Annotated in this window: 21 protein-coding genes; 6 read left to right on the forward strand and 15 right to left on the reverse strand. The window is 32.0% G+C overall.

The annotated features are described in order from the left end of the window. Nucleotides 1-162 precede the first annotated feature (162 nt). From DW1_RS14115 to DW1_RS14125, 3 genes are read right to left on the reverse strand one after another with little or no spacing between them, the layout of a single operon-like run. Nucleotides 163-1,668 (reverse strand): hypothetical protein, encoded by a 1,506-nt coding sequence (locus DW1_RS14115; protein ID WP_074351515.1) that lies wholly within the window; start codon nucleotides 1,666-1,668, stop codon nucleotides 163-165. Continuing rightward, on the reverse strand, nucleotides 1,669-3,024 hold the full coding sequence (locus tag DW1_RS14120; RefSeq protein ID WP_074351549.1) for a HAMP domain-containing sensor histidine kinase: 1,356 nt from the start codon (nucleotides 3,022-3,024) through the stop codon (nucleotides 1,669-1,671). 37 nt (nucleotides 3,025-3,061) lie between these two features. Further along, on the reverse strand, nucleotides 3,062-3,757 hold the full coding sequence (locus DW1_RS14125) for a response regulator (RefSeq protein WP_074351517.1): 696 nt from the start codon (nucleotides 3,755-3,757) through the stop codon (nucleotides 3,062-3,064). 277 nt (nucleotides 3,758-4,034) lie between these two features. Here DW1_RS14125 and DW1_RS15700 point away from each other — a divergent pair, with 277 nt between their 5' ends. Beyond that, nucleotides 4,035-4,403: a P-II family nitrogen regulator gene (locus tag DW1_RS15700; protein WP_074351519.1), complete on the forward strand. Its 369-nt coding sequence runs from the start codon at nucleotides 4,035-4,037 to the stop codon at nucleotides 4,401-4,403. After that, nucleotides 4,404-4,733 carry a P-II family nitrogen regulator gene (locus tag DW1_RS15705; RefSeq protein WP_074351521.1) on the forward strand — a complete coding sequence of 110 codons (330 nt, stop codon included), beginning with the start codon at nucleotides 4,404-4,406 and terminating at the stop codon, nucleotides 4,731-4,733. Nucleotides 4,734-4,812: 79 nt separating this feature from the next. Here the strand turns inward: DW1_RS15705 and DW1_RS14140 are convergent, their stop codons facing one another. Next, nucleotides 4,813-5,070 carry a YkuS family protein gene (locus DW1_RS14140; RefSeq protein WP_074351523.1) on the reverse strand — a complete coding sequence of 86 codons (258 nt, stop codon included), beginning with the start codon at nucleotides 5,068-5,070 and terminating at the stop codon, nucleotides 4,813-4,815. A 443-nt stretch (nucleotides 5,071-5,513) separates the two neighbouring features. On the opposite strand from DW1_RS14140, the gene DW1_RS14145 reads away from it, so the two are divergent. Further along, complete coding sequence (locus tag DW1_RS14145) at nucleotides 5,514-6,521, forward strand: XdhC family protein (RefSeq protein WP_347499870.1); 1,008 nt, start codon at nucleotides 5,514-5,516, stop codon at nucleotides 6,519-6,521. A 110-nt stretch (nucleotides 6,522-6,631) separates the two neighbouring features. Here DW1_RS14145 and DW1_RS14150 read toward each other — a convergent pair whose 3' ends face one another. Next, the gene (locus tag DW1_RS14150) at nucleotides 6,632-8,023 is read right to left on the reverse strand and encodes a PdaC/SigV domain-containing protein (protein WP_074351524.1); all 1,392 of its coding nucleotides are present in this window, start codon (nucleotides 8,021-8,023) and stop codon (nucleotides 6,632-6,634) included. A gap of 255 nt (nucleotides 8,024-8,278) precedes the next feature. On the opposite strand from DW1_RS14150, the gene DW1_RS14155 reads away from it, so the two are divergent. Next, nucleotides 8,279-9,196, forward strand: a complete 918-nt coding sequence (locus DW1_RS14155; RefSeq protein ID WP_074351526.1) for a hypothetical protein — start codon at nucleotides 8,279-8,281, stop codon at nucleotides 9,194-9,196. A 13-nt stretch (nucleotides 9,197-9,209) separates the two neighbouring features. Here the strand turns inward: DW1_RS14155 and DW1_RS14160 are convergent, their stop codons facing one another. Next, a complete protein-coding gene (locus DW1_RS14160) occupies nucleotides 9,210-10,103 on the reverse strand; it encodes a LysR family transcriptional regulator (RefSeq protein WP_074351528.1) in 894 nt (297 codons plus the stop codon). Nucleotides 10,104-10,219: 116 nt separating this feature from the next. On the opposite strand from DW1_RS14160, the gene DW1_RS14165 reads away from it, so the two are divergent. Next, nucleotides 10,220-11,410: a coenzyme F420-0:L-glutamate ligase gene (locus DW1_RS14165; RefSeq protein ID WP_074351530.1), complete on the forward strand. Its 1,191-nt coding sequence runs from the start codon at nucleotides 10,220-10,222 to the stop codon at nucleotides 11,408-11,410. Between the two features lie 129 nt (nucleotides 11,411-11,539). On the opposite strand, the gene DW1_RS14170 is transcribed toward DW1_RS14165, so the two are convergent. The 6 genes from DW1_RS14170 to DW1_RS14195 form a co-directional block, all read right to left on the reverse strand. Beyond that, a complete protein-coding gene (locus tag DW1_RS14170; protein ID WP_242942513.1) occupies nucleotides 11,540-12,445 on the reverse strand; it encodes a sensor histidine kinase in 906 nt (301 codons plus the stop codon). Nucleotides 12,446-12,599: 154 nt separating this feature from the next. Next, complete coding sequence (locus DW1_RS14175; protein WP_074351534.1) at nucleotides 12,600-13,379, reverse strand: ABC-2 family transporter permease; 780 nt, start codon at nucleotides 13,377-13,379, stop codon at nucleotides 12,600-12,602. Continuing rightward, nucleotides 13,372-14,295 carry an ABC transporter ATP-binding protein gene (locus DW1_RS14180; protein ID WP_074351536.1) on the reverse strand — a complete coding sequence of 308 codons (924 nt, stop codon included), beginning with the start codon at nucleotides 14,293-14,295 and terminating at the stop codon, nucleotides 13,372-13,374. Before DW1_RS14180 ends, DW1_RS14175 begins: the two co-directional genes overlap by 8 nt. Before the next feature lie 88 nt (nucleotides 14,296-14,383). Continuing rightward, entirely contained in the window at nucleotides 14,384-15,079 is a 696-nt protein-coding gene (locus DW1_RS14185) for a response regulator transcription factor (protein ID WP_074351537.1), read from the reverse strand. A gap of 159 nt (nucleotides 15,080-15,238) precedes the next feature. Next, entirely contained in the window at nucleotides 15,239-15,592 is a 354-nt protein-coding gene (locus DW1_RS14190; RefSeq protein WP_074351551.1) for a GIY-YIG nuclease family protein, read from the reverse strand. Between the two features lies 1 nt (nucleotide 15,593). Beyond that, the gene (locus DW1_RS14195; protein ID WP_074351538.1) at nucleotides 15,594-16,514 is read right to left on the reverse strand and encodes a hypothetical protein; all 921 of its coding nucleotides are present in this window, start codon (nucleotides 16,512-16,514) and stop codon (nucleotides 15,594-15,596) included. Between the two features lie 190 nt (nucleotides 16,515-16,704). Here DW1_RS14195 and DW1_RS14200 point away from each other — a divergent pair, with 190 nt between their 5' ends. Then, nucleotides 16,705-17,424 carry an EcsC family protein gene (locus DW1_RS14200; protein WP_074351539.1) on the forward strand — a complete coding sequence of 240 codons (720 nt, stop codon included), beginning with the start codon at nucleotides 16,705-16,707 and terminating at the stop codon, nucleotides 17,422-17,424. Nucleotides 17,425-17,497: 73 nt separating this feature from the next. Here DW1_RS14200 and DW1_RS14205 read toward each other — a convergent pair whose 3' ends face one another. The 3 genes from DW1_RS14205 to sstT form a co-directional block, all read right to left on the reverse strand. After that, nucleotides 17,498-18,334, reverse strand: a complete 837-nt coding sequence (locus DW1_RS14205; protein ID WP_074351540.1) for a family 1 encapsulin nanocompartment shell protein — start codon at nucleotides 18,332-18,334, stop codon at nucleotides 17,498-17,500. Nucleotides 18,335-18,345: 11 nt separating this feature from the next. After that, on the reverse strand, nucleotides 18,346-18,711 hold the full coding sequence (locus DW1_RS14210) for a demethoxyubiquinone hydroxylase family protein (protein WP_074351541.1): 366 nt from the start codon (nucleotides 18,709-18,711) through the stop codon (nucleotides 18,346-18,348). A gap of 209 nt (nucleotides 18,712-18,920) precedes the next feature. Next, nucleotides 18,921-20,156, reverse strand: a complete 1,236-nt coding sequence (sstT, locus tag DW1_RS14215; protein ID WP_074351542.1) for a serine/threonine transporter SstT — start codon at nucleotides 20,154-20,156, stop codon at nucleotides 18,921-18,923. Nucleotides 20,157-20,343 lie beyond the last annotated feature (187 nt).

Genomic DNA, 20,343 nt, shown 5'->3' on the forward strand with positions numbered 1-20,343 from the left:
TAATTATATATGTAAACCTCTTGCATAATCTTTATTATTTGAACACAAAAAGGAAACAAATGTCTTATGAAGTTTCAATAATAGATATTCCTCACTAACTCTTAGGATAACAAAAGAATAGCACCTACATTCATATCAAAAAAGCAGGTGCTATTCTAAGTATTATTCATTAGCATTTAAACTACCTAATGTTTTAGTCCAATTATCTACATAATCTCCTGTAGCCCATTCTGCCATTATTATTGTTTCGTTATCCTTTAAGGTTATTCTCCTCAAAGGTGAGCTTTCTATTTCGCCACGTTCGATTCCGTAGATTATTATTTCGCTTTTAGTAAAGACAAGGACTATATCCTTATTAGGTGAGGTAAAGGCATCAATTGCTCCTGGTACCTTGTTTTTTATATGTGTCCATGTTATATCCAGCTCATCGTATATTACTAGTTTAGGTGGAGGAAGTATGCTAATATTATAGTCCGCATAGCGAAACTCATTATCTAGCATATAATTGATTCTTCCTTTAAAAAACCAATGCCCCATCTTTCTCACTAGACCAAAGCTATCTAAAAGCTTATGCTTATTTAAAATATCACTTTCTTGAATATTTAGTTTTGTCATAGTTTTTTGTATTCCAAGCTCTATAGCTCCAAGGCTTTCATCTTCAGAAAGATCTGTGATTTTAATATTCTTTTTACTAGATAAGCTATCTATAGGTAAGATTTGCAAAATATCCTCTTGCCATATTTTATCACTATACTCATAGCTTCCCTTTCCTGAAACTTGAATAGATACATAGTCATTGCCAATATAGTCAATTCGTTTTTCTATCTTACCTACTCTGTCAGCCCAATCAGAATAATCAAGCTGCAGAAACACTCTTGATTCATAAAGGTTATCTTTTGAAATGTTATATGCATACAAGAAGTCTTCTGTCCTATCATCCTCTTCACATGTAACTGCTTCCATTTTCCAAAATCCACTTCTTCTTGGAAAAATTATTCCCTCTGTTTCTAAAATAGGATCTACTCTTTTGTTTTTAAAACCAATCCATAGGGTTCTATAAGAATACCCATCAGGATTATCTGAACGCAAACCAAACAATACTCCTGAACGAAGAAGTGCCTTCTCTTTATTTATCACTAAGTTAGTACCATCAGATTCTTTTTGCTTCTCCTGAACTTTAAAATCATTACTTACCTCATCAGAAATCTTTATTAAGTTTAGATTCAAACTTGAAGCACTTAAAACTAATTCACTGTCACTTATTCTAACTATTTCACAATAATGCTTATCCCCATCTGTTACTGTAATAACTTCTATCTCTCCATCAGGAATATTGAAATCTTTTAAAAAGGTTTTATGATTATATAGCAAATACTCCTTTCCATTAACACGTTTAACCTGATATCCTGGTTCTTCTAAATAATAGTCATCTAATGCCATATATTCTTTAGAAAACTCGACTATTTTATTTTCCCACTCTGCATTAATTGTGTCATCTTCTTTTGAATCTTTTTCAATAACTTTAGCAACCTTCCATGTCCCTGATACAGGAACCTGATTGTTGTTAGGTGATGAAATTCTATCAGTAGATTCCTTAGGAGAAGCAGAACATCCTACCATGACTACAACTATTAAAATCAATACATAAATTAATTTTACCTTTTTCATCTATTCACGCTCCTCTAAAGGAATTGTGATCAAAACTAAAGTTCCTTTACTAAGCTGACTTTTTATCTCTAAAGTACCATTCATTAATGATACTATTTCATCACAAATAGATAAGCCAATTCCATTTTTAGATTTGCTCGTTTTCCCTTTATAGAATTTTTCTTTAACCCTTGGTAGATCTTCCTCTGGTATCCCGCAGCCTGTGTCTTCAATACTAAAAATAAAGTTGGAGTTCTCATACTTAGTGCTAAATATGACCTGACCGCCAGATGGAGTAAATGTAAATGCATTATCTAAAATATTTATAAAAAGCTGCTTTAATCTATTGCCATCGGAATAAGTCTCCGGAAGATTTTCTTCATAAATGACCTTAAAATCTATTTGATCTCTTAAAGCTCTTGGAGTCAACTGCTTCTTTATATGTTCTATAATTCTAGTAACATCAATTAACTGCTTTTCAAGAGCTATTTTACCTGATACAAACTTTGAAAAGTCTAACAACTCTTCTACCATTAAAGTAAGCCTATCACTTTCCTTTTCAATTATATCCAATCCATCCATTAGGAGCTCCTTAGTTTCATAGCCCTGCTTTAGGGTAATAGCCCAGCCTTTTATGGATGTTAGGGGAGTTCTCAATTCATGAGAAACAGAAGAAATAAAATCTGTTTTTAACTGTTCTCTTTTGAGTATCTCAGTTGCCATGTAGTTCAATGTATCAGAAAGCTTCCCAATTTCGTCATCGTGCTTCTTATTACTTCTAGCCTTAAAATCTCCTAATGCCATTTTCTCCGCTGCAGCAGTTACTTCCTTTACTGGACCAATAATTGATTTCGCCATAAATATGCTTAAAAAGCCTGAGGTGATGATGACTACTATACCAAACCAAATAAACACAGCTGATATTTGTCTGATATCCTTATTTACTTCTCTTAATGAAGTAATAAATCTAAGAACTCCCACAATATTTTTTCCAGATTTAAGAGGATAGGATATGGCCATTACTTGCTCAGTATCGTAGTCTACTCTTCCAATCCATTTTCCCATTTCACCATTAAGGGCCTTACTTACATCATCCATTTTCTTACTATCAAAACTAGTGACTCCTATGGAATCCATGATAATGTTTCCATCTAAATCAATTATCTGAACCTGTGCTGAGGTTTGTCTCCAAAAAGTATCTACATTATTTAATACATTTTCATGGAGAGTAGTATCTGAAAAGTATTGATAGTATAAGTTAGTAGACATTTTTATCTGATTGTAAAGGTTACTTTCTAGATTTTTATAATAATTTTGCTTTACAGTATTTATTAGAAATATCTCTAAAGTCAATACTGTAATTACAATTATGAACATGAAGTATACAACTAATCTCTTTTTTATACTCTTCAAATTATTTCTCTCCTCGCACCCTATATCCTACTCCCCATACGGTCTCAATTATTTTAGGTTCAGAAGGATTATCCTCTATTTTTTCTCTGATTCTTCTTACATTTACATCAACTATCTTTATGTCACCAAAATAACTTTCTCCCCATACTAAGTCTAATATGTCATGTCTGCTTAATGCTTTATCAGGATTTTGTAAAAACATCTTCATAATAGCAAATTCTGTTGGGGTTAGCTCTATTTCTTGTTCTTTTCTGAAAAACCTTTGGGCTGACAAATCAATCTCCATGTCATTAAGTCTAACTACATCAGTAGAAGGTTTGTTGACAATATGGATTTTTCTTAAGTTTGCCTTTATTCTTGCAATTAGCTCCATAGGATTAAAAGGCTTAACCATATAATCATCAGCCCCGATCTCAAGACCATTTATTTTATCTGTATCTTGACCTTTAGCAGTTAGCATAATAATCACCATATTAGGAGATTTATCACGTAAATAACTACAAAGGGTGAACCCATCAACTCCTGGCAACATAACATCTAGAACAGCCACCATAGGATCAGATTCTTTGACTATTTCTAATGCTTCTTCACTAGACTCAGCTTCCAGCACTTTAAAGCCAGCTCTATTTAAATTAATGGAAATAAGCTTTCTTATAGGTGCTTCATCCTCAACTACTAATACTTTTGTTTCATCCATGATTATCACTCCAATACTGTATCTTTCTAAGTTTTATTATACATTTATTAGTATTATCATGAAACCCTATTGGAAATGTAATAATTCCCTTTATCATTTTATTAATAGTTATTGTATATTACAATAATATACTTTTATGTAATTTAAAGCTTTACAAAAAGGTTACGATTCAATTTACAGGGGTATTTCCTGTAGTACATTGATTTATTGATACATTTTAATTATAATATTTATATTATCAATTTTGCTTCAGCCTTAATAGAAAGGAGCACTTATGATGACAGTAAATAATGCTGATAAAAGTAAATACAGTCTTATCATCACTATAGTAAAGAAGGGTTTAGGCCCTAGTATTATAGACATAACTAAAAATTCAGGTGCAGATGGTGGAACTATTCTTTTAGGTAAAGGAATAGCAGATAAAAATATATATCAGAATGTTTTGGGAATGGACTTTGAGCTAGAAAGAGATATAATACTTACATTAGTCCAGCAGGAAGATGCTGACAATGTATTAGATGCCATTTCAAGTGAAGCAAGCCTAAATAAGCCAGGCAATGGTATTTCATTTATCATAGATGTAAAAAATCACCTTGGTATTACCCAGCTACTTGACAAATGGACAAGTAAGAAGGGGGGGTTCTAAATGAATGATAATAAATTCGATTTAATAATAACTATTGTCAATAAAGGCCACTCGATAGATGTAATAAATGCTGCCAAAGAAGCTAGGGCTGAAGGCGGAACTGTTATTAGTGGTAGGGGTTCTGGAATACATGAAGTTGCAAAGCTCTTTGGCTTTCTTATGGAACCAGAAAAGGAAATTGTATTGAGCCTTGTAGATGTTAGTAAAACAGAGCAGGTACTACAAGCTATTTCAGATAAGGTTGGTATAAACAAACCTGGTAAGGGCATTGCATTTGTCATAGATGTAAAAAAAGCTGTGGGAATAAGCCATTATCTTAATAATAACTAAAAATAAATTGCCTGCATCATTTGATTATGTCAAATCTGCAGGCCTTTCTTTATGCTTCTTCTTATTGGCAATGTAATTATTATCTTGTTTGTCTTTCAATCATACTTTTAACTTCTTCTGGAGTTAATCCATCTGCATTAACTACTGGGGTCTTGGTTTCTGTAGCACTTTGACCCATCATATCTGTATTTAGTCCTGAAGTTACTATACAATCTAGATTATCTAGCCTTGAAAGATTTTGGTCTATTGAACCACTTAACTCTTGAACATTATAACCTTCTTTACTTAAATAATCTGCAACATTTCTTAGTCCTTTTTCTACACCAACTTTTTTCACATGTATCACCTCAAGGTTATTTTGTGCAATTGATTTTTAATATATTCAGTGTTTTTGGGAATATATTAAAATGTTCTTTAGTCATTCCAAAGTATTAGGGACAGCAGACAATGCAAAAACTGTCTCCCTTAGTAAAGTAAATGAACCAAAATAACTCAAAAATCAAATTCTTCTCTGGCACTTAAAATAACAAAAAATCAGTTCATGCCAACCTGTGCCTCTCTATGTTTGCCAATAGCACCGACAGCTTAGCAATAAACCGTTAATTAATCTCTGTCCAGCTACTATTCTATAGCTTTATAGCTTTAAAAATATAATTTATATGATAAAATAGTCATAACAAAATTTTTTGGATTGGATGGTGTCTAGTAGTGTTTAATCATATTTATAAAGACTTATGGGACAAATTGTCTTCTGGTAATGAAGCAGTTATGTTAACCTTCATGAAGCCCATTAATAACAAAAAAGGCTCTATAGTAAATAAAATCGTACTAGCTAAGGATAATATAGACGATAATCCCCTTTTCAATGATATGAGTAAAGAGCTTCGTGAAAAAGTGATTTTTGCTTTTGACTCAGGTAATCTCCAGCTCGTTGAACATGAAGGAGAGATTATTTTAATTGAACCTTACTTTTCAAAACCTAGGTTGATTATTTTAGGTGGAGGACATATTGCCAAACCTTTGGCTGAATTCGGCACTAAAGTTGGTTTTTCTGTGGTCGTTGCAGATGATAGGCCTAGCTTTGCAAACCCTGGTCGTTTTTCTGAAGCAGATGAGGTTATTTGTGATAGCTTTGAAAATGTCTTCTCTCGCCTAGATATTAGAAAATCAGATTTTATTGTTATAGTTACAAGGGGCCATAGGCATGATGGAGTATGCTTACGAAATTCACTCTCCCACAATACTGCCTACTTAGGTATGATTGGTTCTAAGCGTAGGGTAAAAGCTATGAAGGAAGAGTTGCTAGAAGAAGGCTATCCACAAGAGCAAATAGACAGTATTAACTCTCCTATTGGATTAGACATCGGTGCTGTCACTCCTGAAGAAATAGCTATCTCTATAATAGCTCAGGTTATTAGCTATAGAAGGGCTAGAGGCAAAGCTATAAATAAGGAATCTGGTATGAAATTTAACTGGCCTGAGTTTGATGAAGCTGTAGTTGAAGAAATGTCTAAGGATTCAGAAGTCCCTAGAGCACTTGTTACTATTATTTCATCAAAGGGTTCTGTTCCTAGAAAAGCTGGAGCAAAAATGATTGTTTGGCTTGATGGAAGGATTATGGGGACTATTGGTGGAGGCTGTAGTGAAGCAAGTATAATAACTATTGCAAGAAATACAATACTAAATAATGAATATACCATAGAACATGTTGACATGACAGGACAAATAGCTGAAGATGAAGGCATGGTATGTGGTGGAATAATTGATGTACTTATTGAATCTTTTTAAAAGGAACATATTTCAAAAATTTTAATAATTAAGTAAAATAAAAAGGTGATACCACCGTATACAGGCATATCACCTTTTTATTATTGTCTTAAATAGGCAAGATAAAGTATCTATTCTATTGGCTCCATATATTCCTTTAAATCCTCTAAAGGAATTTCAAATGTAGGTATGCCCTCTGCATAAGGAGCAATCTCATACAGACCAAAGTATATTCCTAATTTATCATCAGTCAAATAATATAATTGATCTTCATTTATTCCTTCATAACCTTCATAATAAGAATAGAAGCTATCTTCTTTTCCTGATTTTTCCACGAAAGCTTTCTCCTCTTCGTTAATTGCTTGGATTTGCTCTCTTACCTTACTATCAAGTATTCCTATATAGTCAGTTCCTTCATAAAATAGGTCCTTCAGTGCAATAAGATTTCCTGTTTTTAAATCAATGTTATAGGTGACTGGATAATACATTCCATGAGCCCCACCTGTGTATTGATGGTAGACAACATATATGCTAACTATCTCCCCTTGATTCCTTTTTTCCTCAAATGTTATATTTGCAGAATACTTATAATATGTAAATCCTTCCTTTAGTGATTCCTCATAGGCTTCCTTTGCAAAGCCTTCAATCTTATTTTTGAATTCTAAAGCATCCTCTTCAAATCTTTTATTAATAATACCCTGTACCTTCTCATCCTTTAACCCTGAAACAACTGGAATATTCATATCTGTCTCAAAGTATTCATTTGATTCTTTAATCCTTTTAGCACTTAATTCTACTGCATAAGGCTCTAATTTTGGCTGAAGGTCTACTCCTTCTTTAAAAATCTCAAAAGGTACATGGTACTGATCCTTATCATTAACTTCTTCATCAAAACCATACCCATTAAAGAATATATATAGCTTTCCATCTCGTAAATAGTATTGGTTATCTTTAATATCCGATTTTCTTATATTACTTTTTTCCTTATAGTTCTTTTCAATATAGCTTCTAATAGTTTCTCTGTAGTCTTCATTACCATTAATAAGTTTATCTAGAGAAATATTTTTACCTGTGTTTAAGTCAAATGTATATGCAGTCTTTATTTTATATGTATAGTTTTCTTCATACTTAGACTGTTTTAAAATTAATATACTCACCAGATCTTGACCTTTAAAGGTAATCTCTGAGCTTACATCTATCAACAACTTTGAAGGGTCATTACCTTCTTTATAGTGCTCGCCTAAATACTTCTGACTATCAACAAAACTCATAATGTCATCTTTAAGTGTGGCATTTATCTTATCTTGGACCACGCTATCAGATAGGTTTAACATACTTGGAATCTTTACTTCTCCTTCTATATTTTCTTCTGAAATATTCAATGCTTCTTCATTTACTTGAATATCTTCCCTAGCCACCTTATAGGTTTCTGCTTTGACAGAAGGTTGACAGCCTATAGTTGATAGTGAGACTACTGCTGTTAGTGCTAAAATCATTACTTTTTTAAATGGTTTCCTTTTCAATTCTCTTCCTCCTCATATTTTAAATGTCTCAATAATAATAATACTTTTTAGATATCTATGAGTTACAGAAAGATTACGATTTAAGAAAAAATTATAAATATAAACTTCCACTTATCCTTACATCTGATTTCGATCAAATCCCAAAATAAGGAAAATCTGCATCTAAGTCACTATTGACCATTTTCTAAAAAGTAATAAAATGTTATTGGAACTTTTAAATGTAAATATTATTCTTATTTTAGGAAGGATGAGCCTGTGAAAAAGTTTGAAATCCCTTTTAATTTTGACATAGAACTCTTAAATTTCTTAGACAAAAATATAGATAAGAACTGGATTGAATTTTTATTTTTATCTCCATTTAAAGAAGACAGCATAAATGCAAGAAGTCATGTAGAAAATGTAAATGTGAATGGATGGACTTACAAAGTACCAGAAACTAGAGATGAATATACTAAAATCATTGAAGAAATACAGAGGCATGATTATAGGCCTGCTATATTACTTCAAGAAACTAGATATATTCCAATGGAGAAGCTAGATTATTATTTCAAACTTGGAATAAAAGATTTTGTAGTAAATAATGATCAGGTTGCACTTAATATAAAAAATAAAAATCCTAATTATAATGTAGTCGCTTCCATAACTAAGACCCTAAGTGCAAATGATATAGCTCAAAATGATTATTCAATGTATGATAAAATCGTGCTTCACTTCCCATTTAACAGGGCATTAGACAGACTAAGGGAGCTTCCTCAAAAATACAACTATACAATACTAGCAAACTCCTATTGTAGCTATAAATGTGTAGTTGCTAAAAGTCATTGGTATAGCAGTGCTGAAGAAGCAAAGAATATAAATTGTGTCAAACATAATGACAAAGATTCCTTAGTATATATACCTCCAGAATATATATATCTATTTGAGCCTTATGCATCAAGCTTTAAGCTTCAAGGCAGAGAATACCCTACACATATACTAGCTAATGAAATATATTATTACTATAATAGACTCCATAATCCAATGGCAGGAGTCATATATAACAGATTAAGCCCCTTCAATAAACAACAGTATTTTAATGCAGCTAAGGACTTAAGTTTTGTAATAAATAATAATTTTACACCTAGGACCCCTACTACACCTAACTCAAACAATAGTCTAAAAACTTCTGCCTAGTTTATATGCCAAGTTATCTATCTCTCTCATCTTCTAATATCTCTACAAATTTAGTTGAAGAAGGTGAGAGTGACACACTTTTTAAAGAGCATACACCTATGCTTCTTTCAGGAATCTCTTCGATTAGCTGTACCTCGTAGAGTAGACCATTATGTAAGTATTCATAAGAAAACTCCTTAATTACACAGGATATGCCTAAGTTAATCTTTGCAAACTCTAGCAATAACTCATGGGAACCCAGTTCTATTTCAGGTTCTATCTTCATGCCCTTTGATAACATAAAGTTCTCTACATATTGCCTTGAATTAGAGTTAGGCTCAAGTAATATTAATGGGAATCCTATTAATTCCTCAATACTCATAGGCATAGACAATCTGTCCTTATAGTCTTCTCCATAAACAAAAACATCATGAATGGCCATCAATTCCCTTACTTCTATAGATGAGTCTTCAATAGGCAAATTACATATTGCTATATCTATTTCTCCAGATTTTAGTAAATCACAAAGCTCTAAAGTTGTACGATTAATAATTTTTAATTTAATATTTGGATACTGACTATGAAAACTTTCAAGATATGGTAATAAAAAATAGCGTGAAATAGTGTCTCCAACCCCTATTTTCAACTCTCCTGATGTCAAATTTTTGGTTTCAATAAGCTTCTTTTCCCCTACATGAATTAGATTAATAGCTGAATTTACATACTCAAATAACTGCTTACCTTCGTTTGTAAGTATGACCCCCTTTGGAACTCTAGTAAAAAGTCGTACCCCTAATTCACGCTCAAGCTGTGAAATTGTTTGACTAACAGCAGGCTGCGTCATATAAAGTGCTTTTGCAGCCTTTGAAAAGCTATTATACTTAGCTACTTCACAAAATATTTTATATAGATCTAGTTTAATAGACATATAAGCACTCCTTATATCTTATATCATGTATATTTATTTTACTTATATCATAAAATATTATATATTACAAGTGAGGGATAAAGGTTTTCAAAATTTGAAATTAGGGAGAGATTTATATGGAAAGAATGGTCGGAACTGTTGTTAGAGGTATACGTACTCCTATATTTAGAGAAGGGGACAATATATCAGATATGGTTGTAGACAGTATCTTAAAGGCTTCAGAAGTAGAAGGCTTTTCAATAAATGATAGAGATATAATCGCTATAACTGAGTCAATAGTTGCCCGCACTCAAGGTAACTACGCAACTATTGACGCTATTTCTAAAGATGTATACTCAAAGTTCGGAGATGATGCTATTGGTGTTATATTTCCTATTTTAAGCCGTAATCGTTTTGCAATCTGTCTTCGTGGTATTGCTAAAAAAGCTAAGAAAATTGTACTAATGCTTCAGTATCCATCAGATGAAGTAGGTAACCACTTAGTAAATATAGACTTGCTCGATGAAAAAGGTGTAAATCCATGGACTGACGTATTAACTGAAAACGAGTTTCGTAACTATTTTGGCTATATCAAACATACTTTCACTGGTGTTGACTATATAGATTATTATAAATCAATAATTGAAGAATATGATACTGAATGTGAAATTATTTTCTCTAATAATCCAAAGACTATCTTAAACTACACAACAAGTGTTCTTGTCTGTGATATTCATTCAAGAGCTAGGACAAAAAGAATATTAAAAGCAAACGGTGGAGTAAAGATTTATGGGCTTGATGATATACTAACATCTTCTATTGATGGCAGTGGATACAATGAAACTTATGGTCTTTTAGGTTCAAATAAAGCAACAGAAGAAAGTATCAAGCTTTTCCCTAGAGACTGCCAACTAGTTGTAGACAGTATTCAAGCTAGACTTAAAGAAAAGACTGGAAAAACTGTTGAAGTTATGGTTTATGGGGATGGAGCATTCAAAGACCCAGTAGGTAAGATTTGGGAGCTTGCTGACCCTGTTGTATCTCCTGCTTATACTAAAGGTCTTGAAGGTACACCTAATGAGATCAAGCTAAAATACCTAGCAGATAATAATTTTGCTCACCTAAAAGGCGAGGAATTAAAGAAAGCTATTTCTGAACATATTAAAAACAAGGAATCAAATCTTGTAGGTGCTATGGAGGCACAGGGTACTACTCCTAGAAGACTTACTGACCTTATAGGCTCGCTTTGTGATTTAACTTCTGGTAGTGGAGATAAAGGTACGCCAGTTGTGTATATTCAAGGGTATTTTGATAATTATACAAAATAAATATTAATAATTTATTATATACTTAAGTAATAAGGAGACAGTCCTAGTTTTATTAGGATTTGTCTCCTTTTTATATAACACGTATAATTTGGGCTTGCTTAATTGCTTCACTTTATATACTATTATCTATCATGTTAAAGTTTTCCATTTTATTATTATGCTAAGCATGCCATTTGATAATTCAATTGACATATTATGCCCCATTTGCTCAACTAATTGTTTTGTTATAGCAAGGCCAAGTCCTGTACTGGCTCCGGTTCTTGTTCTATCAACCGTAAAAAACCGTTCGAATAAATGCTTGCTATCTTCTTCACTTAAATCAGGAGCATCATTAGTAAAGGTTGTTATAACATAGTCATTATCTTGTTTTAGCGATATGAAAACACATTTATCACCATACTTTAACGCATTCTGTAGTAAATTTGAGAAAATCCTTATCACTGCATTTTCGTCTGCAATTACTAAAGCAGCTTTCTCATTTACATCTATAATCGGCTCTATATTCTTGTTTGAAAAATCCTTATAAAAGGATGCTATCAAATCATATAATACATTAGCTAAATTAAGGGATTTAAGCTCAAATTTGTATTCCTTTGCTTCAAGCCTAGATAAATCATAAAAGCTAGATATTAAAATCTGCAATGATTCTGCTCTTTTCTTAACTATATCAGCATATTCCTTCTTCTCCTCACTAGATAAGTTATCATCTTCCATAAGCTGTATGTAACCCATTATAGAAGTGAGAGGAGTACGTAAATCATGTGACATATTTGCGATGGCCTGCCTTAGCTCAGTATCCATTCTTTTATGCTCAATTTCTGATTTTCGCTTTTCGTCTAGAGTTTTATTTATTTCTAATGCTAATCCTGATGCTGCCTTAACTGATGAAAGAAGTTTAATATTTGAATTGGTATTACTTCGATTTATTATATTTAATTGGAAAGCAATATTTTTTATTTCCTTTCTTAAAAGAAAGTATAGGATGGCAAATACGCCTGCAAAAGCTGCTAAAATTATTATTAATAATATTTCCACAAAAATCACCATCCTTTATTTGTATAAATGAGCTATATAAATTAATTATTTACTTTTACCCTCTTGTTTCATGCCAACGGTGAAAATAACGGCACCCATTAGGATAAGAGAAAATCCAATTATTATTTTTATAGGCATTTCACTTTCCCTGCCTTTACTTTACTTCTTTTTTTCTGAAATACAGTATGCTTAAGATTGTGAATACTACTATATACATAATTCCTATTGATATAGCAGTAATTAAACTATTACTTGTTATGGCCTGAATATTATTATCGTCTATCATGGTTAAGGTACATAAGCTCTCAATCTGTGTTGTAATTAATATATTGTAAATATACATAATTCTATCAGAAAGAAGAGCAGAAAGAAACTTTAGTACAGTTCCTGTTAAAGCAAATGTAAAAGTATATACAAATGCATATATTGTGTTGTTGTTGAAAATAAATCCCATTAAAGTACCTACTGATATGACTCCAATCCATAGCGGAATCGCTGCTAATAGTCTCAATAAAAAGTCTTTAACTAAAACTAAGGAAAGTCCATCTACTCCAAACAATATCACTCCACTTCCGTATAATACAGTAAGCATAATGATGGCTGCTATAAAAGAAAGAGTGACCGCTGCTATGATTTTTGATAAAATTATTTTTTCTCTAGGAATACCAAATGACACAGCATTTTTTAAAGTTAAGTTCTTTGCTTCCTCTCCTATTACCATATCTATTATTAGACCGATTAAATAAACTGGCACACTAAGCATTCCGATTCCTATTTGAAATAGCATAGATAGATTAGGTATATTGGGAAAAGGTTTAAAGACCTTCATTAGTATGTTAAATAATAATGCTAAAGCAGATGTTATCCCTACAAAATTCCAAAAATATAGTCGGTTAAAGTTCCTATAAAGCTCCGCCTTAATATAATTAAGCATTATGTCCACCTCCAATTAATTCAATAAAATAATTCTCTAAGTTAGTCCCCGTTTGATTAATTGAAGATACCATAACCTCACCATTTACAAGGGTTTTTGTAACTATTGCTGGAGTATCTACATACTCATATAATCTTATTTCATTATTATTCAGAATCTGAAAATTATTAGAATTTAATTGGCTTTCTATTATTACTGCAGCTTTTCTAGTATCGTCTACCTTAATAACCAAGCAGCTCTTACATTTTTCCTCCAGTTCTTTTGCAGTTATCTGTTCTACAAGCTCACCATTATGAATAAATCCATAGTTTGTAGCAATTTGAGAAAGCTCACCTAATATATGACTTGATATGATTATAGTGATATTTCTTTCTCTATTGAGCTTTTGTAATAGCTCTCTAAATTCTACGATACCTGTTGGGTCTAATCCATTTATAGGTTCATCTAATATAAGTAAGTCTGGATTTCCCATTATGGCAAATGCTAATCCTAAGCGTTGCTTCATACCTAAAGAGAAGTTCTTATATTTTTTTCTTCCAGTACCTTCAAGCCCTACAGCTTTAAGAACATCATCTATACAGTCCTTTTCAACGATACCTTTCTGTATCCTATAATATTCTAGATTTTTCCTTGCAGACAGGTATGGAAAAAAACTTGGTCCTTCAATTATACATCCAGTTCTCATTCTTACTTTGTTTAAGCCTTCTGAAGATGTTTCATTAAACATTTCTAGTTCTCCACTTTGTGGTAGGGTAAGACCACTTATAACTCTAAGTAAAGTAGTTTTACCTGCCCCATTCTTTCCAATTAGTCCATATATATCTCCCTGCTTAACTTCCATGCTAACATTGTTCACAGCAACATGGTTATTATATTTCTTTGTGATATTTTTAGTCCTCAATATTGTCTCACTCAACTAGGTCAACCTCCTTTTTCTTGTATAACTATATTCTAAAACATAGTTTACAAGATGATATAAAGAAAATCTTAAGAAAGTCTTAAGTTTAATCTCCTATCTTAAATCCGATACCCCATATTGTTTTAATATACTCCGTATCAGGAGATACCTTAGCTAGCTTTGATCGAAGGTTGCTTATATGTACATTTACTGTATTATCATCTCCTAAAAATTCTTCATTCCAGACATGCTCAAATAAGTTAGCTTTTGTAAAAACCTTATTTGGGTGAGACATCATTAACTCTAATATGGCAAATTCTCTTGCTGTAAGAGCAATAGGCTTTTCTTTAACTCTAACTTCAATAGTCTCAGGGTTTAAAACTAAGTCCTTATACTTTAAGATTTTTTGCTTTTCTTTTGTATTAGAAAATACCATATATCTCCTTAGCTGAGCCTCTACTCTTGCTAGAACCTCATTTACATCAAAGGGCTTAGAAATAAAGTCATCTGCTCCAAGTCTTAGTGCTTCTATTTTGGCATCTTGCCCCAATTTTGCAGATATAACTATAATAGGCATAGTTCTAGCTTGTCTTATCTGTGAAATAAGCTCTTCTCCTGATATGGCTGGAAGCATTAAATCCAATAAAACAAGCTGAAAGTCATAATGCTCAAGACACATTTTTGCCTCAGAACCTGAGAAAGCAGGCCTTACACTATATCCTTCCTTACTTAATATTTTATATAATAGATTATTTATATCTACATCGTCTTCTACTACCAAGATATTTATATTTTCATTCATATGAACACCACCAGTTTTCACGTACTTAAATACACCTATATTATAGCTAATATTTTAACATTTTGGGAATAAATATGTTAAAAACAAAGCTCTATTCTAAGAAAACTTAAGTTTTCTTTAGAATAGAGCAAACCTATTAATCTCCAACCATATTTATTTTTATTTTTCATAAAGCTTAACAGTTTTATCTTCCTTCAATCTTTCCTGCCATATCACCTTCATTATTTCTAGTTCTTCTGTATAATCTTTATTTTCCTCTTTTTCATCGTATTTTAATTCTTCTAGGACCTCAATAGAGAATGCATCCTCTCCAAGCTCATTCCAGTCCTTCTGTAACTCCTTAATATTATGCAAGCCTGACTTCAGCTGAAATCTATGACGATTAATTTTACTTTTTGTATCCTTGCTTACATCTAAAAAAACTTTTCCATTTATACTGTTCTTTATAATTATTGCTCCCATAGGAGTCTTCATTTCTTTATATTCCATTTTTAATTTTTTCTTCTTGTCCATATTACTCCTCTTCCTTTTTAGCTTTTCTATCTCTACTTTTTTGTACATTAGCACAATTCCTACATGATGGGCTACAGTATTTTGCCCTATAATTATTAGAGATAAATACATTATTACAATGTTGGCATCTACTAACTAAAGTAGTTTCGTCAGTTACTGCAAAGGCATATATGGTTTCAATAGCAGTTTTAAGTGAGTCAAATTGCCAAGCAATATAGGTTTTATCTAATTGATTGATTGTAAAGCCTATTTTCTCTGCATGAAAGTTGCCAGCCATAATAGTAACATTTTCTGTTAAGTGGTTTGATGAATTTCTATAGATTAATAGTTGATTGAAATGTGATGCTAGCATTTTAGCAAAATCAACAATCCACTTAGCTTTTTCGCAATAAAAACGTGAAAATACTATATCTAATATCAAGGGACGTTTGCCAAAAAATTTTGGAGAATCTTCTGCTTTCCTTACATCTATACTATTTCTATATTTTCTAAATGTAATATCGCCTTCCTCTGCAAAGGGAATGAACTCTTTTATATAGTCACTTTCATCCATGATTTTTCCCTTTGTTATAAAATTCTTCTCAATAAATAATACTTTTTCATCTCCAATAATATCTCGATTATACACGCTAGCACTAACAAATCCTAATAAACCGTACTTTTTAGCAAATATTAATAGATCATTCTTCAATTCTTCACTTATTTCATTACTTAAATACTCTTTCTTTAATGCTTTGTCTCCTAATTGAATAATATCCATAAATAACTCTTCAGCCACATTAAAAGGATTATACATAGAAAATTCAGCATCTACAGCAGGTACTAAATATAGTTCCCCTGACTTAGATTTCTTGTATTCATAATCACTATATCTTATCCAGTCTGTAGCAAAGTGCCCTACTAAAGCAATTTTCCCTTCCATTAGTTTTCCTCCACAAATTATTTTTTGTAATAGTTGTAACGCATTAAACTATTACATGTGTTAATAATATTATATCTCTACTTATATATGTGTCAATATATAATTGATTTTTATTGTAATTAAGGGGCAAAATATAGTAGTCTATAAATATGGCCTGTTCAAATAGTATTAATGATAGATGGTGATTAAAATGGATGCATACTATATAAGTGCTTTGAAGGAATTGTATAGTTGGAAGAAGAAAATGAAGAAAAAGCCTTCTATAACGAATAAGGCTTCAAAGGGTATTCAGAATAAACTTAACAGCATTTTACCTGATAAATACCATGAGATTCTCACTTCAGCTATAAAAAACATGGTTAAGGTAGTGTTAACAGGCTCCCAATATATAACTAAAAAGTCTTATCCCCTTACATTGTCTCTTGAGGAAAGAGAAAAATTAGTTAGAGAGAAGATTGATTTTTATAAAAAAACTGCAATGCTAGAAGGCGCTGGAACAGGTGCTGGAGGATTTCTCTTGGCTCTTGCTGATTTTCCACTTCTTTTAAGTATAAAAATTAAATTTTTATATGATGTTGCTGCTATTTATGGTTTTGATATTAGTGATTATAAGGAAAGGTTATATATTCTTAAAATATTTCAGCTTGCTTTTTCTAGTCAAGGAGTAGTAAATAAGATTTTCAGTGAAATAGAAAACTGGGAGGAGTATCAAAGGACTCTTCCCAGCCATATAAATCTCTTTGATTGGAGAGAATTTCAGCAAGAATATAGGGATTATATAGATTTAGCTAAGCTTCTGCAAATAGTGCCTGGTATAGGTGCTCTTGTGGGTGCTTATACTAACTCTAAGTTACTAAATAAGCTTGGTGTTACTGCTATGAATGCTTATAGAATGAGGGTTATGAAATAAAAATGTACTCTAAATGTTATACTTGGCATTTAGAGTACGCTATTTTAATTTTCTATGATTATGATTATTTTTACTATTCAAAAGTAACTATTGATTCTGGGCGTTTAATTCTTAGCAATATTGTTTCAAGAATTCTAAGTACATGGTTAAGCTTTTCAGGTCCAATATATGCTGTTGCTAGGTCTTGACCTATGACAAGATCCATGTTTTCCATTCCTTTTTCTAATAAAACCGCCTTATTAGTTCCTAGAACTGGCGTCTGATATACCTTGCCATTTATTAATTCTTTGATTCTTTCGAGTTCTAATTTCCCAGTACCTGGTTGAATTCTTTGAAGCTGAGCATACAAATCAGGACTTACAACTAATACATATGGACCGTAAAAGCCTTTTCTTACAAGTTTTTCAAGACCAGCTACTATATCAGAAAAAGCATTTTCCCCTTCATTCCAGTTGCTTTTTTGCACAGTTTGTCTTCCATCTACATTCATTAAGCCTTTATAATCCCATTCTTCATTGCCAAAGAATATAATTTGATCTTCCTTATGAGCACATGCAGCAGCTGTTACAGCTATAGGAGAAAGATCTAATGGTAATCCAGTACGATTGCTATTTTCTAAATCTCTCCATGATATGAATGCATCCTTAAATACCATAGGTATCTCTACGTATCTACGACTTTGAACCTTAACAAGCTCTGTATCTTCTTCTCCATTGGAGCTAATTGCTGTATCATTGTCTGAACTTAATATGTCAATATTGATACTTTGTATACCTGCACCTAGTGGGCCATAAACTGGTATGAACTTCCTGCCTACTAACTGCTCTCTTGCTTTATTAACTACTGTGTCATCTATTCTTTCCCATAACTCATCTGAAAAAGGAGCATCTCCTCTTAATAGAAAATCCATATACTTCCCTCCTAATCTTCTAATAGACTCCCGACAGTTTTTATATTGCTAGCCTCAGTATCAAGCTGTGCTTCTACAATTCCAAGGTCTTCAAGCATTTCTCTTACTTCTTCTTCACCTTCTGCAAAGAGCTCTCCTTCACGTGGGTCTAATATTCTAAGTAGTGCCATTAATTCTCCGACGTGAGCTTTTTCTTCATCTCTAATATCTGCAAGAACTTTTTTAGCAATTGGATTATCTGTAGCTTGAACATGAGCATCATAAATATATATTGCCTCTAATTCTCCTGCTATATCCAAGCGTATTGCTTGTATCAATTCTTCCTTCGTAATTTTTCTCTCTACATTTGCGCTAAATGGATTACCGAAAGCTGGCATAAAAAAACACACTCCTTTGTTAATTATTTATTTTCTATATTTTTACCCTTTGACTTGAGAAATAATCATTACTTTACACTAATATATATGTACTACCACATAAGTTAATTCTTGGTAAATAAATATAAACTTTATGAGTTCAAAAAAAGAAGCCCTATCATAGTTCTGAACTACGATAGGAACTCCACTAGATATCTAAATACAACCTATTATTTTTTAGGTATAATTATTTTTTTTCCTTCCTTTCTCCATTCTTTAAATTCAGAAATTGCAGTTAAGAGCACGTCTGTAGATGAGTTAAGTGCAGTTTCACAAGAATCCTGAACAACACCTATAACAAAACCTACTCCAACTACTTGCATAGCTACATCATTTGGAATACCAAACATACTACAAGCAAGAGGAATTAGTAATAGTGATCCTCCAGCTACTCCTGAAGCTCCACAAGCGCTAACAGCTGAAAGTACGCTAAGTATGAAAGCCGTACCTATATCTACTTGAATTCCTAAGGTATGAACTGCTGACAATGTTAGTACAGATATTGTAATAGCAGCGCCTGCCATGTTTATAGTTGCTCCAAGTGGAATAGATACTGAATAAGTGTCTTTGTCTAGTCCTAATTTCTCACATAGATTCATATTTACTGGAATATTAGCTGCCGAACTACGTGTGAAAAATGCTGTAATACCGCTATCTTTCAAACATTTAAATACTAGTGGATATGGGTTTTGACGAATATAGATAAATACAATGATCGGATTTATAACAAGTGCTACAAAAATCATACTTCCAACTAATAATAATATTAATTGTCCATAGTTTATTAAAGATTCTATACCACTTGTTACTATTGTATCAATCACTAAACCCATAATACCCAGTGGTGCTAAGCTAATTACCCATTTAACAATTTGAGATAATGCATCTGAAAAATTACTTATCATTGATTTTGTAGCCTCTTGTGCATTTTTTAATGCAAGTCCAAGGAGTACGGCCCAAACTAAAATACCAATGTAGTTTGCATTAGCCAAAGCTGTAATTGGATTATCAACAATATTCATTAGTAGTGTCTTAAGCACCTCAGTAACTCCACCTGGTGGTGATACATTTTCAACTCCTGAACCAAGTACTAATGATACTGGAAACAGAAAACTTGCTACTACAGCAGTAAGACCTGCTAGAAATGTTCCTATAAGATAAAGAAAAATAATTGATTTCATGTTAGTTTTTTGGCCACTTTTATGTTGAGAAATAGCAGACATGACTAAAAAAAGCACTAATATAGGGGCAACAGCCTTCAAACTGCCTACAAATAATGAACCGAAAATGCCAATTGGTCTTGCTATATCAGGAATTAATATAGCTAAAATAATACCTGTAATTAAACCTATAATGATTCTTTTTACCAAACTTAATCGATTCCATTGCTTTAATAGCTTCGTCATTTTCTTTGTTCACTCCTCCTACTAGTTTTTTTACTAAATTCAAATACGCATAATTACTACATTAAATATGATAATATTGAATTTAGTATTAATAAAATTATACTATAATACTGTTAATCTTTATTCTTAGTTATCTTATTAAGTAGGTTTAGAAACAAGTAATTTTCTATATTTCAAAAAACGCCAA

The organism is Proteiniborus sp. DW1 (assembly GCF_900095305.1).
In the GTDB taxonomy this organism is placed as follows: domain Bacteria; phylum Bacillota; class Clostridia; order Tissierellales; family Proteiniboraceae; genus Proteiniborus.